Annotated in this window: 15 protein-coding genes and 1 pseudogene; 11 read left to right on the top strand and 5 right to left on the bottom strand. The window is 73.9% G+C overall.

Translation table 11 applies throughout. From position 1 onward, the window contains the following. Positions 1-19: 19 nt before the first annotated feature. Together RWE79_RS06500 and RWE79_RS06495 are read left to right on the top strand one after the other, a co-directional pair. Positions 20-841: an endonuclease/exonuclease/phosphatase family protein gene (locus RWE79_RS06500; protein WP_475939049.1), complete on the top strand. Its 822-nt coding sequence runs from the start codon at positions 20-22 to the stop codon at positions 839-841. After that, positions 838-1,368 (top strand): hypothetical protein, encoded by a 531-nt coding sequence (locus tag RWE79_RS06495; RefSeq protein WP_475939048.1) that lies wholly within the window; start codon positions 838-840, stop codon positions 1,366-1,368. The genes RWE79_RS06500 and RWE79_RS06495 overlap by 4 nt, the downstream gene beginning before the upstream one ends. Positions 1,369-1,418: 50 nt before the next feature. Here RWE79_RS06495 and RWE79_RS06490 read toward each other — a convergent pair whose 3' ends face one another. The 3 genes from RWE79_RS06490 to RWE79_RS06480 are packed head-to-tail and all read right to left on the bottom strand — an operon-like array spanning position 1,419 to position 3,963. Further along, complete coding sequence (locus tag RWE79_RS06490; protein WP_475939047.1) at positions 1,419-1,790, bottom strand: VOC family protein; 372 nt, start codon at positions 1,788-1,790, stop codon at positions 1,419-1,421. Positions 1,791-1,797: 7 nt separating this feature from the next. Continuing rightward, complete coding sequence (locus tag RWE79_RS06485; RefSeq protein ID WP_475939046.1) at positions 1,798-2,316, bottom strand: isochorismatase family protein; 519 nt, start codon at positions 2,314-2,316, stop codon at positions 1,798-1,800. A 9-nt stretch (positions 2,317-2,325) separates the two neighbouring features. Continuing rightward, positions 2,326-3,963 carry an acyl-CoA synthetase gene (locus RWE79_RS06480; RefSeq protein ID WP_475939045.1) on the bottom strand — a complete coding sequence of 546 codons (1,638 nt, stop codon included), beginning with the start codon at positions 3,961-3,963 and terminating at the stop codon, positions 2,326-2,328. 158 nt (positions 3,964-4,121) lie between these two features. On the opposite strand from RWE79_RS06480, the gene RWE79_RS06475 reads away from it, so the two are divergent. The 5 genes from RWE79_RS06475 (at position 4,122) to RWE79_RS06455 (ending at position 8,486) form a co-directional block, all read left to right on the top strand. Next, positions 4,122-4,925, top strand: coding sequence for a crotonase/enoyl-CoA hydratase family protein (locus RWE79_RS06475; protein WP_475939044.1), 804 nt, complete (start codon positions 4,122-4,124; stop codon positions 4,923-4,925). A 51-nt stretch (positions 4,926-4,976) separates the two neighbouring features. Next, positions 4,977-5,948 (top strand): Zn-ribbon domain-containing OB-fold protein, encoded by a 972-nt coding sequence (locus RWE79_RS06470; RefSeq protein ID WP_475939043.1) that lies wholly within the window; start codon positions 4,977-4,979, stop codon positions 5,946-5,948. Beyond that, positions 5,945-7,003, top strand: coding sequence for a thiolase domain-containing protein (locus tag RWE79_RS06465; RefSeq protein ID WP_475939042.1), 1,059 nt, complete (start codon positions 5,945-5,947; stop codon positions 7,001-7,003). The genes RWE79_RS06470 and RWE79_RS06465 overlap by 4 nt, the downstream gene beginning before the upstream one ends. 26 nt (positions 7,004-7,029) lie before the next feature. Then, the gene (locus RWE79_RS06460) at positions 7,030-8,205 is read left to right on the top strand and encodes a thiolase domain-containing protein (RefSeq protein WP_475939041.1); all 1,176 of its coding nucleotides are present in this window, start codon (positions 7,030-7,032) and stop codon (positions 8,203-8,205) included. Positions 8,206-8,267: 62 nt separating this feature from the next. Beyond that, on the top strand, positions 8,268-8,486 hold the full coding sequence (locus tag RWE79_RS06455) for a DUF397 domain-containing protein (protein WP_475939040.1): 219 nt from the start codon (positions 8,268-8,270) through the stop codon (positions 8,484-8,486). A 41-nt stretch (positions 8,487-8,527) separates the two neighbouring features. Here RWE79_RS06455 and RWE79_RS06450 read toward each other — a convergent pair. Next, positions 8,528-9,176 (bottom strand): annotated as a pseudogene (locus RWE79_RS06450) (maleylpyruvate isomerase family mycothiol-dependent enzyme). On the opposite strand from RWE79_RS06450, the gene RWE79_RS06445 reads away from it, so the two are divergent. From RWE79_RS06445 to RWE79_RS06430, 4 genes are all read left to right on the top strand, one after another. After that, a complete protein-coding gene (locus RWE79_RS06445; protein WP_475946435.1) occupies positions 9,156-9,290 on the top strand; it encodes a hypothetical protein in 135 nt (44 codons plus the stop codon). The pseudogene RWE79_RS06450 and the gene RWE79_RS06445 sit on opposite strands and share 21 nt — an antisense overlap. A 65-nt stretch (positions 9,291-9,355) precedes the next feature. After that, positions 9,356-9,760: an ACT domain-containing protein gene (locus tag RWE79_RS06440; RefSeq protein ID WP_475939039.1), complete on the top strand. Its 405-nt coding sequence runs from the start codon at positions 9,356-9,358 to the stop codon at positions 9,758-9,760. A 95-nt stretch (positions 9,761-9,855) separates the two neighbouring features. Continuing rightward, positions 9,856-12,759: an ATP-binding protein gene (locus RWE79_RS06435; RefSeq protein ID WP_475939038.1), complete on the top strand. Its 2,904-nt coding sequence runs from the start codon at positions 9,856-9,858 to the stop codon at positions 12,757-12,759. 49 nt (positions 12,760-12,808) lie between these two features. Continuing rightward, positions 12,809-13,309 (top strand): hypothetical protein, encoded by a 501-nt coding sequence (locus RWE79_RS06430; RefSeq protein ID WP_475939037.1) that lies wholly within the window; start codon positions 12,809-12,811, stop codon positions 13,307-13,309. 96 nt (positions 13,310-13,405) lie between these two features. Here RWE79_RS06430 and RWE79_RS06425 read toward each other — a convergent pair whose 3' ends face one another. Then, positions 13,406-15,331: an N-acetylmuramoyl-L-alanine amidase gene (locus tag RWE79_RS06425; protein ID WP_475945634.1), complete on the bottom strand. Its 1,926-nt coding sequence runs from the start codon at positions 15,329-15,331 to the stop codon at positions 13,406-13,408. Positions 15,332-15,400 lie beyond the last annotated feature (69 nt).

Raw genomic sequence — 15,400 nt, 5'->3', positions numbered from 1 at the left:
GAGCGGAAATGATCGCCGGATGCGCGTGATGACGTGGAATCCGTGGTGGCGGTTCGGCCCGTGGGAGCAGCGCGCGGGCGCCATCCTCGACGTGCTGCGCCGGGAGCGGCCCGACGTCGTCGGGTTGCAGGAGGTGTGGGCGCGGGGCGGGGAGAACCTGGCCGGGTGGCTCGCCGGCGAGCTCGGCATGTACTGGACCTGGGCCGCCTCGCCCGAGCCGGGGCGCTTCCGGCAGCGGCTCGGCGACCCCACGTCCGACGTGGGCAACGCGGTGCTCAGCCGCCGGCCCGTCGCCGGGCACGAGGCGCTGCGGCTTCCCGTCGGCGGCGGCCAGGACGACGGGCGGCCGGCGCTGTACGCCCTGCTGGACGCGCCCGGACACCCGGTGCCGTTCCTCACCGCACACCTGAACTCCCGGCCGCGGGAATCCGCGGCGCGGTGCCTCCAGGTCGCGGCGATCGCCCGCTTCGTGGCGGACCGGCGGACGGCGTCGCCGTACCCGCCGGTGGTCACCGGGGACTTCAACGCCGAACCCGACTCCGACGAGCTGCGGCTGTTCGGCGGCCCGCCCCCGGCCACCGCCCCGGGGACCGGGGACGGGCGGCTCGTCGACGTGTGGCGGCACGCCGACCCGGCGGCGTCCTACGTGACCTGGGACACGGCCAGCCCCTACGAGTCGCAGACCTTCGGGCAGGGCCGCCGGATCGACTACATCCACGTCGGCCGGCCGGGCCCCGGCGGCATCGGGAGCGTCCGCGCCGCCCGCCGGGCCGGGGACGCTCCGGTCGGCGGTGTCTGGCCGTCCGACCACACCGCGGTGATCGCGGAGCTCGCCTCATGACGTACGTGCTCGAAGCGCTCCTCGCGCGGGCCGCGCTGCTGGAGACCCTCGCCCTGGACCTGCCCGGCGCCCATGTCGAGCCCCTCGGCCAGGGCCTGGCCCTGATCCCGATGACCGGGCCGCTCGCCCACTCCCTGAGCACCCCCGGGCTCCCGGGCTCCCCGGTCTCGGCGGGCTCCCCGGGCTCGGCGGGTGACGGCGGCGACGAACGGCCGCTCGGCTTCTGGCGGCTGCCCGGCGGTTTCGACCGGGTCCTCGCCGACCGCTCCCAGGACGGCCCGATCGCCTACGCCGAGGCCGAGTACTTCGGCGGCACCGGCGAGCAGCGCGCCGCGGTCTGGGACGCCGGCGCCCTCGTGCTCGGCCCGCTGCACCTGCCCGAGTACGAGCCCTTCCCGGCCGAGGGCAGCCCCCTCTCGCAGGCCCTGCGGCGCCTGGGCGCGACGGCGGGCGAGGACTTCGACGAGTTCCGGGCGGTCGGGCTGCGACGGCACCGCCACACGCAGGAGTGGGCCGGACAGCCCTGAGCCACCGCCCCGGGGCGGTGGCCCCGGTCCGGCCCGTTCCGCGACACGGTCTAGGCGATCAGTGAGGTCTTGGGCCGCACCACGCAGAACTCGTTGCCCTCCGGGTCGGCGAGCACGGTCCATGACTCGGTGCCGCGCTGGCCGATGTCCACCCGGCGGGCGCCGAGCGCGAGGAGGCGCTCGATCTCGGCCTCCCGGTCCCGCGGACCGCAGGTCAGGTCGAGGTGGAGGCGGTTCTTGACGGTTTTGCCGGCCGCGGCGGGCATGAAGCAGAGTCCCACCGGCGCGTTCTCGTCCGGGCCGACCACCACTTCGCGCTCCCGCTCGGACAGGACGCGCCAGTCCAGCGCCCGGGCCCAGAACCGGGCCAGGGCCGGCAGGTCGTGCGCGTCGATGACGATGTGATGCAGCGAGAGAGGCATCCGAGCACTATCCCAGGGTCTTGAGGATCTCGGCCGAGGTGCGCACCGAGCCGAAGCGGGGCAGGTCGTAGGTGATCGCGGCGGTGTGCTCCTCGGCGGTGAGGGCGCTCATCGCGTCCTCGGCGAAGAGGATTCCGTAGCCGTGGTCGGAGGCGGCCCGGGCGGTCGACTCGACGCCCATGTTGGTGGCGATACCGGCCAGGACCAGGGTGTCGATGCCGCGTTCCTGGAGCCGTTCGTGCAGCTCGGTGCGGTGGAAGGCGCCGACGGTGCGCTTGACGACGACGAGGTCGCTCTCCTCGGCCAGGCCCTCGACGAGGCCGCTGCCGGGCGGCTGTTCGTCCAGGCCCGGACGTTCGACCCGTACGGCCACGACGGTCGCCCCGGCCTCCCGGAAGGCCGAGGCGAGCTGTCTGGCCGCCGTGACGACCTCCGGGCCCGGCCGGGGCGCGAGCGGGAGGCCGACGATGCGGTCCATGAGGTCGATGAGTACGAGTGCGGTGCGCTGTGCGGTTGACTCGATCATGGGCGCACCCTACTGCCCCTCCCCCCGCGCGCCCTCCGTGGCGACCTCGCGGGCCCAGCGGTAGTCGGCCTTGCCGCTGGGGGAGCGCTGGATGCTGGGGGCGACGACCAGGCTGCGGGGGATCTTGTAGCCGGCGAGGCGGGCCCGGCAGTGGGTCTGGATCTGGTCGAGGGTGGGCTCCGGCGCCCCCTGGCGGAGCTGGAGGACGGCGGAGACATGGTTGCCCCACCGGGCGTCGGGCACGCCGGCCACGAGGGCGTCGTAGACGTCGGGGTGGGCCTTGAGAGCCTCCTCGACCTCCTCCGGGTAGACCTTCTCGCCGCCGGTGTTGATGCACTGGGAGCCGCGTCCGAGCACGGTGACGACCCCGTCCTCCCCGACGGTGGCCATGTCGCCCAGCAGCACCCAGCGTTCGCCGTCGCGTTCGAAGAAGGTCTCGGCGGTCTTGGCCGGGTCGTTGTAGTAGCCGAGCGGCACATGCCCGCGCAGTGCGAGCCGGCCGGGTTCGCCGCCTGTCACCGGGGCGAGGGTGGCCGGGTCGACCACCGCCATACGGGGGCCGACGCGCAGCCGGAAGCCCCTGCCGGGGCCCGAGTCGGGGGTCGCGGTGCCGTTGAAACCGGACTCGGACGAGCCGAAGTTGTTGAGGATCATCACGCCCGGCACCAGTTCCTGGAACTGGGCCCGTACGGTCTCCGACATGATCGCGCCGGAGCTGGAGACGCTGAACAGCGACGAGCAGTCGCTGCCCTTGAGCGGCCCGGCCAGCGCGTCGGCCAGCGGCCGCAGCATCGCGTCACCGACCAGCGAGATGCTGGTGACCCGCTCGCGCTCGATGGTGCGCACCACCTCCTCCGGCACGTACTTGCGGTGGATGACCACCTTCTGGCCGAAGTTGAAGGCGATGAAGGCCGTCAGGGTGGACGTGCCGTGCATCAGGGGCGCGGTGGGGAAGAAGACCAGTCCCTCGCCGCCCGCCGCGACCCGCTCGGCCAGTTCGCCGGGCCGCCGGACCGGCTCGCCGGTGGGCGCCCCGCCGCCCATGCCGGAGAAGAACAGGTCCTCGTGCCGCCACATGACGCCCTTGGGCATGCCGGTGGTGCCGCCGGTGTAGATGATGAACTGGTCGTCGGCCGAGCGCGGTCCGAAGCCGCGTTCCGGTGAGCCGGACGCCTCGGCCTCGGCGAACGGGACGGACGCGACGGCGGGTTCGGGGGCGTTCGCGGGCGCCGTCCCGACCCTGAGCAGGTGCCGCAGCGCGGGCGCGTGCGGCAGCGCGGCGGCGACCCGGCCGGTGAACTCGGCGTCGTGGACCAGGGCGACCAGGTCGGCGTCGCGGAAGAGGTAGGCCAGTTCGTCCTCGACGTAGCGGTAGTTGACGTTGACCGGGACGGCGCGGATCTTCAGGCAGGCCAGCGCGGTCTGCAGGTACTCCACGCAGTTGTAGAGGTACAGCCCCACGTGCTCGCCGGGGCCGATGCCGCTGTCGGCGAGGTGGTGGGCCAGCCGGTTGGCGGCGGTGTCCAGTTCCGCGTAGGTGAGGCGGCGTTCGGCGCCGGTGCCCGGATGGTCGGCGTGGACCAGCGCCTCCCGGTCCGCAACGGTGTCGGCCACCGACTCGAAGAGGTCGGCAAGGTTGTACTCCACGGCTCCTCCATCAGGCTCGGCGCCCGTCATTAGAGCGCTCGGTGCGTGGGCTGGGAAGGGGGTTCGCAGGATGAATCTGACTGGTAGTCAGAAAAGTATTGAACTTGACCTGCGCCTACTGCAACCTGTTCTAGGTCTGCGACGGGAGGACGACTGCCATGGGTGGCACCGAACACCTCACGGTGGAGCGCGTCGGCGCGACACTCGTGCTGACCCTCAACCGGCCCGAGGCCAGGAACGCGCTGTCCCTGCCGATGCTCGTGGGACTCCACGACGGCTGGCTGGAGGCCGACGAGGACGACACCGTCCGCTCCGTCGTCCTCACCGGCGCCGGCGGCTGCTTCTGCTCCGGCATGGACCTGAAGTCCCTGGCCGACAAGGGAGGACTGGCCGGACAGCACTACCGCGACCGGCTCACCGCCGACCCCGATCTGCACTGGAAGGCCATGCTCCGCCACTACCGGCCGCGCAAGCCGGTCATCGCCGCCGTCGAGGGCGCCTGCGTCGCCGGCGGTACGGAGATCCTCCAGGGCACCGACATCCGGGTCGCCGGCCAGAGCGCGGTCTTCGGGCTGTACGAGGTCCGGCGCGGGCTCTTCCCGATCGGCGGCTCCACCGTGCGGCTGGCCCGGCAGATCCCGCGTACCCACGCCCTGGAGATGCTCCTCACCGGGCGGCCGTACACCGCCGAAGAGGCGGCCGCCATCGGTCTGATCGGCCACGTCGTCCCCGACGGCACCGCCCTGGACAAGGCCCTGGAGACCGCCGAACTGATCAACGCCAATGGACCGCTGGCCGTCGAGGCGGTGAAGGCCTCCGTCTACGAGACCGCCGAACTCGCCGAGACGGAGGGACTCAGGCGCGAACTGGAGACCGGCTGGCCGGTCTTCGGCACCGCCGACGCCAAGGAGGGCGCCCGTGCCTTCGCGGAACGGCGCCCGCCGGTGTTCCGCCGTGAGTGACGCCGCGCCGCACCCCGGCCACCGACCGTTACGAACAGGAGGGCCAGGCCCATGACACCGCACCCCGCGCCCGCGCAGACGCTGCGCGCCCCGCTGGTCGTCGAGTTCCCCTTCACCCGCTCCCTCGGGCCCGTCCAGAGCGCCTTCCTCACCGGCCTGCGCGAGCGCACCGTCCTCGGCGTGCGCACGTCCGACCACAAGGTCCTGGTGCCGCCGGTGGAGTACGACCCGGTCACCGCGGAGGAGTTGCGCGAACTGGTCGAGGTCGCCGCCACCGGCACCGTCACCACCTGGGCGTGGAATCCGGACCCGCGCCCGAACCAGCCGCTGCGCACGCCGTTCGCCTGGGTGCTGGTCCGGCTGGACGGCGCGGACACCGCCCTGCTGCACGCGCTCGACGCCCCGGACGGCCCGGACACGGTACGCACCGGGATGCGGGTCCGGATCCGCTGGGCGCCGGAACGTGTCGGCGCCATCACCGACATCGCCTGCTTCGAGCCCCACGAGGGCGAGGAGCGAACGGGCCCGCCGGCCCCGCACAGCGGTGAGTTCGCCGACCCGGTCACCGGCATCGTCGCCGCCGCCCGCCTCGACTACACCTACAGCCCGGGCCGCGCCCAGTCCCGCTACCTCCACGCCCTCGAAGCCGAGCGCCGGACCATGGGCGAGCGCTGCCCCTCCTGCCGCAAGGTGTACGTGCCGCCGCGCGGCGCCTGCCCGACCTGCGGAGTGGCCACCGACGAGCAGGTGGAGGTGGGCCCGCGGGGCACCGTCACCACCTACTGCATCGTCAACATCAAGGCCAGGAACCTCGACATCGAGGTGCCCTACGTCTACGCGCACATCGCGCTCGACGGCGCCGACCTGGCCCTGCACGGCCGCATCGCCGGAATCCCGTACGACCGGGTCCGGATGGGCCTGCGGGTGGAGCCGGTGTGGACCGGCGACGGCCGCTACCCCGACCACTACCGCCCGACCGGCGAACCGGACGCCGACTACGACGCGTACAAGGAGCTGCTGTGAGGTCCGTGACCCGGGACGTGGCGATCGTGGCCTTCGCCCAGACGCACCACGTCCGCGACAGCTCCGAGGCGTCCGAGGTCGAACTGCTGATGCCGGTGCTGCACGAGGTGCTCGACGCCACCGGACTCAAGGCCGGCGAGATCGGCTTCACCTGCTCCGGCTCGTCCGACTACCTCGCGGGCCGGGCCTTCTCCTTCACCATGGCGCTCGACGGGGTCGGGGCCTGGCCGCCGATCTCCGAGTCGCATGTGGAGATGGACGGGGCGTGGGCGCTGTACGAGGCCTGGGTGAAGATCCTCACCGGCGAGGCCGACACCGCGCTGGTCTACGCCTTCGGCAGATCCTCGCCCGGCCAGGTGCGCGACGTGCTGACCCGCCAGCTGGACCCGTACTACCTCGCCCCGCTGTGGCCCGACTCGGTGGCCCTGGCCGCGCTCCAGGCCCAGGCACTGATCGACGCGGGCGCGACCGACGAACGGGCACTGGCCGCGGTCGCGGTGCGCAGCCGCACGGCGGCGGCCGGCAACCCGTACGCGCAGCTCACCGGCCCCACCGCGGCCGGGGAGTACGTGGTGCGCCCGCTGCGCCGCGCCGACTGCCCACCGGTCGGGGACGGCGCCGCCGCGGTCATCCTGGCCGCCGGCGACACCGCGCGGCGGCTGTGCGCGCGGCCGGCGTGGATCCGCGGCATGGACCACCGCATCGAGGCGCACGGCCTCGGCGTCCGCGACCTCACCGACTCCCCGTCCACCCGGCTGGCCGCGGAGCGTGCCGGGGCCTTCGCGGCGCCCGTCGACACGGCGGAACTGCACGCCCCCTTCAGCTCCCAGGAGATCGTCCTGCGCAGGGCCCTGCGGCTGACCGACGACGTGGACGTCAATCCGTCGGGGGGACCGCTGGCCGCCAACCCGGTCATGGCCGCCGGTCTGATCCGGCTGGGGGAGGCCGCCGCCCGCGTCCACCGCGGGGAGTCCGACCGCGCGCTGGCCCACGCCACCTCGGGGCCGTGCCTGCAGCAGAACCTGGTCGCCGTCCTGGAAGGGGAAGCCCAGTGAAGGGAAGCCCAGTGAAGGGAAGCCCAGTGAAGGAGCCCGTCGCCGTCATCGGCATCGGCCAGACCAAGCACACCTCGGCACGCCACGACGTCTCCATCGCCGGACTGGTCCGGGAGGCGGCCGTCCGCGCCCTCGACGACGCGGGCCTGGGCTGGGCGGACGTCGACGCCGTCGTCATCGGCAAGGCGCCGGACTTCTTCGAGGGTGTGATGATGCCCGAGCTGTACCTCGCCGACGCCCTCGGCGCGGTCGGCAAGCCGATGCTGCGCGTGCACACCGCCGGTTCCGTCGGCGGTTCGACGGCCCTGGTCGCCGCCAACCTCGTCGCCGCCCGGGTCCACGGCACCGTACTGACCCTGGCCTTCGAGAAGCAGTCCGAGTCCAACGCCATGTGGGGGCTGTCCCTGCCCGTCCCCTTCCAGCAGCCGCTGCTGGCCGGCGCCGGCGGCTTCTTCGCACCCCACGTACGGGCCTACATGCGGCGCACGGGCGCGCCGGACGGCATCGGCTCGCTCGTCGCGTTCAAGGACCGGCGCAACGCCCTCAAGAACCCGTACGCCCACCTCCACGAGCCGGACATCACCCTGGAGAAGGTCCGGTCCTCGCCGATGCTCTGGGACCCGATCCGCTACTCCGAGACCTGCCCGTCCTCCGACGGCGCCTGCGCGATGGTCCTCACCGACGAGGCCGGTGCGCGCCGAGCCCCCCGGCCGCCCGCGTGGGTGCTCGGCGGCGCCATGCGCAGCGAGCCGACGCTCTTCGCGGGCAAGGACTTCGTCAGCCCGCGCGCGGGCCGGGACTGCGCGGCCGACGTCTACCGGCAGGCCGGCATCGCCGACCCGCGCCGCGACATCGACGTCGTCGAGATGTATGTGCCCTTCTCCTGGTACGAGCCCATGTGGCTGGAGAACCTCGGCTTCGCGGCCGAGGGGGAGGGCTGGAAACTCACCGAGTCCGGCGTCACCGAACTCGACGGCGACCTGCCCGTCAACCCCTCCGGCGGCGTGCTGTCCACCAACCCCATCGGCGCCTCCGGCATGCTCCGCTTCGCCGAGGCCGCCCTCCAGGTCCGCGGCATGGCCGGTGACCACCAGGTTCCCGGCGCCCGCCGCGCCCTGGGCCACGCCTACGGCGGCGGCGCGCAGTTCTTCTCGATGTGGGTGGTTGGATCCGACCACCCGCGTGGGCAGGCTCTCCCGTGACCTGTCCGGCTCCGAGCGGGCTGTATACGCTGGGGCGGACGACGACGTCGGGAGGAGCGGACGTGTCCGAGAGCACGATCGGGAAGCCGGAACTGGACCTCACCAACGCGCAGTGGCAGTCCAGCAGCCAGGGGACGGGAGACGTCCAGGTCGCCTTCGTCGAGGGGTACACGGCCATGCGCAACCGCCGTCAGCCGGAGGATCCCGCCCTCATCTTCACCCCCGCCGAATGGCACGCCTTCGTACTGGGCGCCCGGCACGGCGAGTTCGACCTGACCTGACCTGACCTGACCTGAGCTGATTCCGTTCGGGCTCCGGCGGGTCACGGCCAGGGCCGCAGCAGGGGGCGCCCCGAGTCCGGGAAGTCCAGGGCCCCACGGGGTTCGCGGCCCGCCAGCCAGGCGGCCAGATCGGTCAACGCCCCACGTACGCGGACCGGTTCACCGGTGCCGTGGACCCAGCGTCCGGTTCCGCCGGACCCGTCCGGCCCGCCGGGCCGGTCGGTGGCGACCAGCTCCAGCGCGACTCCCTCCGGGGCGCGCCGCCCGAGGTGGTCCAGTACATGGGCGCAGAACTCCCGGGACCAGCCGGACGGTCCGGAGCCCAGCTCCGCGTCGGCGGTGTGGATCTCCAACTCCCGCCACCAGGAGAGCAGTACGGTGACGAGGTCGCCGTCCCGGTAGCGCACCGGCCGCCGCCAGTCCTTCGGGCCGACCGCCGACCAGACCCGGTGCGCCTCGGTCAGGGCCGCGTCCACCGCCTGCCGCAGTTCCAGCCGACCGGGCGGCGCCCGCCTCGATGCCGGCGTCGCGGGCCGGGCGCCCGCCGTCGTACACCTCGACCAGCTCGTCCCGGAGCGCGAAGCGCGCCTGACGGGACAGGGCCAGAGCGACGCCCTCGATGTGGGACAGCACATGGGCGCGGCTCCAGCCGGGCAGGGCGCTCGGCCCGTGCGCCTGCTCGTCGGTCAGGTCCGTGATCAGCCCGCGCAGCCGGTCATGGCCCGCGAGGACCACGGGACGCAGAACCTCCGGATCGATGGTCACAACGGCTCCTTCGCCGGCGCGGGCGCCGCAGGCCCGTGAGCGGCCCCACGCGCCGTTCGCTCGAGAGTAGTTGTAATGGCTGAGCGCGACGATAGCATTAGCCCATGTCCGGAGAACGTGATCTGACGAAGCTGCTCACCGCCATGGAGCCCCGGCTCGACCCCGGGCGTTACGTGTTCACCACCCTCCCGCCCGGCCGGGGCGTCCCCTACGGCGTCACGCCCGTGGTGACCGTCAACGAGGAGGAGGGCCTCACCCTGGTGCTCCGGCAGGAGGAGGCCGACCGGGCCGGCCTCGGCTACGACTACGTGGCGGGCTGGATCACCCTGCGCGTCCACTCGGCACTGGACGCCGTAGGGCTGACCGCCGCCTTCGCCACCGCACTCGCCGACGCCGGGCTGAGCTGCAACGTCGTGGCGGGGTTCCACCACGACCACCTCTTCGTGCCGCACGAACAGGCCACGCGGGCCCTGGGGTTGCTCACGGCCCTCGCCGGCCGTGGGAGATGACACGCGCCGAACACCCGCGGGCATCGCCCGCGTAACGGCTCACGGACCGTGCCGCCAGGCGTACGCTGAGGTGCGATCGGAGCAGGGGGTGCACGATGCCGCAGCACACAGTGACACCGGGGCGGCCACGACGGCTGTTCGAACGCGAGGCGGAACTGATCGCCGTGGAAGAGGCGTTGAGCGCCCTCACCGGCATCGGGGCGGCCGACGACCAGGGCGGGGCGCGGCCGCGCGGCGGCCTGCTGGCGTTCGCCGGACCCGCCGGGCTGGGCAAGACCACCCTGCTGGCGGAGACCCGGCGCCGGGCCGCCGCCAAGGGCTGCACCGTGCTGTCAGCACGCGGCGGCGAGCAGGAACAGCGGGTCGCCTTCCACGTCGCCCGGCAGCTGCTGCAACCCCGGCTCGCGGGCAGCGGCGACAGCGCGCTGCGCGCCACGCTGGGCAGCTGGTACGGGATCGTGGGACCCGCCCTCGGCCTGTGCGTGCCCGAGACCGGCGCACCGCCGGACCCGCAGGGCATCGGGGACGGCCTGGACTGGGTCCTCACCCACATCGCGGTGCAACGGGCCCCCCTCGTCCTGGTCCTGGACGACGCCCACTGGGCCGACCCGGAGTCCCTGACCTGGCTGTCGGCCTTCGCGCCGCGCGCCGAGGACCTGGCGATGCTGATCGTGGTGGCCTACCGGCCCGACGAACTGCCGCGCACCGCCGAGTCGTTCCGCGGCCTGCCGGGCCGCGCCGGCACCCGGCCGATCGGGCTCGAACCGCTCAGCGCGCGGGCCATCGGCCAGTTGGTGCGCGGCTCGGTCGGCGACCACGCCGACGACGCCTTCTGCCGCGAGTGCTGGGCCGTCACCGCCGGCAACCCCTTCGAGGCCGTCGAACTCACCGCCAAGGTCCAGGACCGCGGCCTGCGCCCCGACGAGTCCAGCGCCCACCTCCTGCGCGACCTGGCCGCCGCCGTCAAGGGCCGGGGCCTGGTCACCCGTCTGGAACGGCTCGGGCCGTCCACCGTCCGCTTCGCCTGGGCCGCCGCCGTGCTCGGCACCTCCATCCCGCCCGCCCTCGCCGCCGGCGTCGCGGGCCTGGGCGGCGAGGCCGCTGCGGACGCCGTCGACCGGCTGCGCCGGGTCCGTATCCTCACCGGCGGCGAGACCCTGGAGTTCGTGCACCCGCTCATCGCCACCGCCGTCTACCGCTCCATCCCGGACGCCGTCCGGGTCGCCCTGCACGGTCAGGCCGCCTGGTCCGTCGTGGACGCCGGCCTCGGCCCCTCGGCCGCCGCCCGCCATCTGCTGGAGACCCACCCCGAGGGCGACCCCTGGGTGGTACAGCAACTGCGCCAGGCCGCCCGCGAGACGCTGCGGGCCGGCGCCCCCGACGCCGCCCGCCGCTACCTGGCACGCGCCCTGCGCGAGCCGCCGTCCGCCGAGGGCCGCGCCGCCGTGCTGTACGAACTGGGCTGCTCGTCACTGCTCACCGAGCCCGCCACCACCGTCAACCACCTGCGCGCGGCGCTGGAGGAGCCGATCGCCGACCCCGAACTGCGCGAGGGCATCGTCTACCGGCTCTCCCAGGCGCTCGCCCACAGCGACCGGCTCGGTGAGGCCGCCGACACCGTCGGCCGGGCGGCCCGCACCGCCACCGGCGCCAAAGCCCGCCTGCGCATGCAGGAAGAGCAGTTCATGTGGGACGCCTTCCGCTCCGACGAACCCGACTCGCCCGCCCGCTCCCGCCGGCTGGCCCGGCTCGCCGACCGCCTCACCGGCCGCGACACCACCGAGCGCTACATCATCGGCCTGCGCACCTGGGACGCCACCCTGCGCGGCGAGCCCGCCGACGTCGTCATCCACCACGCCGACCGCGCCCTGCGCGGCGGCCTGCGCTGGGCCGACGAGAACTGGGGCTTCGAGGTCCCCGTCCTGGTCGCCATGAGCTTCATGTACGCCGACCGGCCCGGCCGCGCCGAGGAACTGTTCGCCACCGGCATCGCCGACTTCGAACGCCAGGGCTGGCGCGGCGCCCACCTCGCCTTCGGCTACGCCCTGCTGGGCTACGTCCGCTACCGGAGAGGCCGCCTCGGCGAGGCCGAGGACTTCGCCCGTGACGGGCTCCGGCTCGCCGAGCGGGTCGGCCGGGGCACGCCCGTCCAGTGGTACAGCGTCGCCATCCTCGTCGAGGTGCTCCTCGCCCGGGGCCGCACCCGCGAGGCCGCCGCCCTCGCCGAGGAGTACGACTTCGGCGCGCCCTTCCCGGCCGCCGTGGTCTTCCCCGACGCCCAGGCCGTCCACGGCGAGCTGCTGCTCGCCCGCGGCCTCACCACCGAGGCGGCCGCGGAACTGGCCGCCGTCGGCCGCCGCCTCGACCCGCGCGGCATGCGCAACCCCGCCTGGTGCCCGTGGCTGCTCCACCTCGCGCTCGCCCAGTCCCACGACGCGCCGGAGCAGGCCCGCGCCACGGCCGCCGAAGCGGTCCAACGCGCCCGGCAGTTCGGCACCGCCTCGGCGATCGGAGCCGCGCTGCGCACCGCGGCCGAGGTGGCCGCGCCGAGCGAGCGCCCCAAGCTCCTGGAGGAGGCCGTCGCCTGCCTGGAGCGCTCTCCGTCCGCCTACGAACTGGCCCGCGCCCTGGTCGACCACGGGGCCACGCTGCGCCGCACCGGCACCCTCCACGACGCCGCCGAACAGCTCTACCGAGGCCTGGAGGGCGCCCTGCTGTGCGGCGCCGACGGCCTGGCCGAGCGCGCCCGCGACGAACTCGCCGCCGCCGGGCTGCGCCCACGCCGGCTGCGTACCACCGAAACCGACGCCCTCACCGCCCAGGAACGCACCGTCGCCGCCCGCACCGCCGGGGGCGCCGCGCCCGCCGACCTCGCCCGTGATCTGGGCATCGACGAGCGCGCCGTGGCCCGGCTGCTGTCCGCCGTGTACCGAAAGGTGGGCACCGACCGGGCGGGGCTGTCCCAGGCGCTCGGCGAGGGGTTCACCGAGCGGTCCTGACGTGGCCACCCGGGGTCACACAGTGGCGTGGGCCACGTACGATGGCCCCATGTCGTTCCTCCGCCGCCGCAGCGCCGCCATCCCCACCGGACCGGACTTCGACGTCCTGGCCATGGACCCGGGGGACTGGCCGGGCAACCTCGGCGCGGGTCTGCTCCCCGGTGCGGACGGCAGCTGCCAGGGCATCTTCCTGCGCTACGACCTCTTCGGCGGCCGCGGCCCGGCCATGCTGATCGGCAACCTCCCCGCGGGCTCCCCGGCGCGCGAGCTGGAGGACGGCCAGGTGCCCTTCGAAGTGGCCCAGCTGCTGGTCGCCCTCGGCAACGAGGAGCCCGTCACGGTCCTGGACACCGAGGACACCCCGGTGATGCAGGGCGACAACCTGCTGATCGTGCGCCGGGTCAAGCTCTCCGAGGGCCGCATCGCCTGTTCGCAGTTCGACCGCAGCGACGGCGTCCAGGTCACCATCGCCACCTGGGACCGGCCGATCACCGACGACCTGTACCAGCTGCTCAAGCCGCTGCCCGCGGAGATGTTCCAGCAGTCCTGAGCGACGCACGCGACGCACGCGACGCACGCGGCGCACGCGCGGCCGGCGGGCCACCGGTGACGGCGGTACCGGGTACCGGGTACCCGGTACCCGGCCTCAGCAGTCCGCCGAGCTGACCACGGTCACGTCGTCCGCCTTCACATAGCCGACCCGGTGCCCGAACTGGATCTCGTAGTACTCCTGGGTGCCCCGCACCACCACATGCTGCGAGACGTCGAAGGTCACCGCCCGGTAGTACTCACCCCTCGTCCGCTGCCCCAGCACGTAGTACTGGCCGGCGGGGAGCTTGTAGGGCAGCGGTGACACGCTCTGCGCGGGGACGTCCGAGGGGTACGCCGACGCCTCCGGATAGGCGCGCCCGTAGACCGGGATGTCGGTCAGGCCCTCCCTCGGGGTGATCACCGGGCCCCTGGCGTCGACGGCCGTCGGCCGCGACCGCGGGTTGTGGAACCAGGCCTTCTGGCCGAGGTACCAGATCGCCGTCCAGTCACCCTCCCGGCCGGCGACCGCGTACTGCTGGCCGGTCGAGGCCCTGGCGCCGGTGTCGTTGACACCGGTCGTGGAGGCGCCCGTGGCGCCGTGCAGCCCGATGTCGCTCACCAACGGCGCGTCCTCACGGGGCTCGGTGTACAGCCGTACGGCCTCCGAGCCCTGCGCGGGGCAGGTGTCCCCGGCGGTGGCGCAGCCGGTGTAGAGCGGCTGGTTGGTCCCGTAGCCGGGCCGGATGGTGACCAGGCCGCCGTCCGGCCCGGCGGTGGCCCGCAGCGGCGCGCCCAGCAGCGCGAAGTAGTGCGCCCAGTCCCAGTAGGGCCCCGGGTCGGTGTGCATGCCCGCGATGTTCGAGGAGACCGGGCCCGGCACGTTGTCGTGGCCGAGGATGTGCTGCCGGTCCAGGGGGATGCCGTACCGGTGCGCCAGATAGCGCACCAGGCGGGCGGAGGAGCGGTACATCGCCTCCGTGTACCAGGTGCCCGGGTCGGTGAGGAATCCCTCGTGCTCGATACCGACCGACTTGGCGTTGACGTACCAGTTGCCCGCCTGCCAGCCGACGTCCTTGGTTCTGAGGTGCTGGTCGATATGGCCGTCGCCGGAGCGGATCGTGTAGTGCCACGCCAGATACTTCGGGTCCTGCACCAGCTTGAGGGTGGTGTCCCAGGGGCCCTCGGTGTCGTGGATGACGATGTAGTCGATCGTCTGGTCATGGGGGCGGTCGGCGAGGTCGTGGTTGCCGTAGGCGCCGTTGCCCAGCTCCTCGTACGGGGCGGGCAGCCACTCGCACGCCACCCCGCGCGGGCACTCGGTGCCGCTGTCGTCGCCCTTCGCCAGGCCGAGCCCCCGCAGCTGGGAGCCGTGCGTGGTCAGTCCCGGGTGGCCGGCCAGCGCGATCCGCTCGCCGGTGTCGGTGACACGGGTCAGGCCGTCGTGGATCACGTCGAAGACGTCGTCGGCGAAGGCGGCGGCGGTCGCGGTGTCGTCGGCGCCCGAATAGGCCGCCACCGCCCCGTACCAGTCGGCCGGGTCGGTCGACGGGCCGAGCGGCCGGCCCAGGGACTTCTGGGCGGCCGCCAGCAGGGCGGCGCCCCCCGCGACATTGGTGGCCGGATCGTCGCGCAACGCCTCGGCGGAAAGGCCGCTGAGCCCGGCCGCGCGGTCGAGGGTGGTCAGGGACGCGGGCAGTCCCGAGGAGGCGGGGGCGGCAGCCGTGGTGCTCGCGGCCGTGGCCGGTGGCCGCGCGGTGTCGCCCCGGGCGTCGTCGCCTCCGTCGCCGGTCGTGGCGGAGGCCGCCCGCGCGGTGGCCGCGTCGGTCAGATGCATCGGGCCGTAGCCGCCGGTGACACTCGGCAGACCCCCATGGGTGTCCCAGCGGGACTCCAGGTACGAGACGCCGAGCAGCACACTCTCGGGGACCCGGTAGTGGTGGGCGGCCTTGCCGAACGCCTGGCGCAGCGTTGAGCCGTGCGGGGCGGCCGCGCCGGCCACCGGTGCCATCGGGAGCAGCGCGGCGGTGACGGCGGCGGCGATCGCCGTGGCAGCGGGCGCCGCAGATCCGGGTGATCGACGCACTTCGAGCCTCCTGTGGTGGGTTTGACC

This window comes from Streptomyces sp. RLA131, from assembly GCF_056270125.1.
This window is presented reverse-complemented; position numbering and strand designations above follow the sequence as displayed.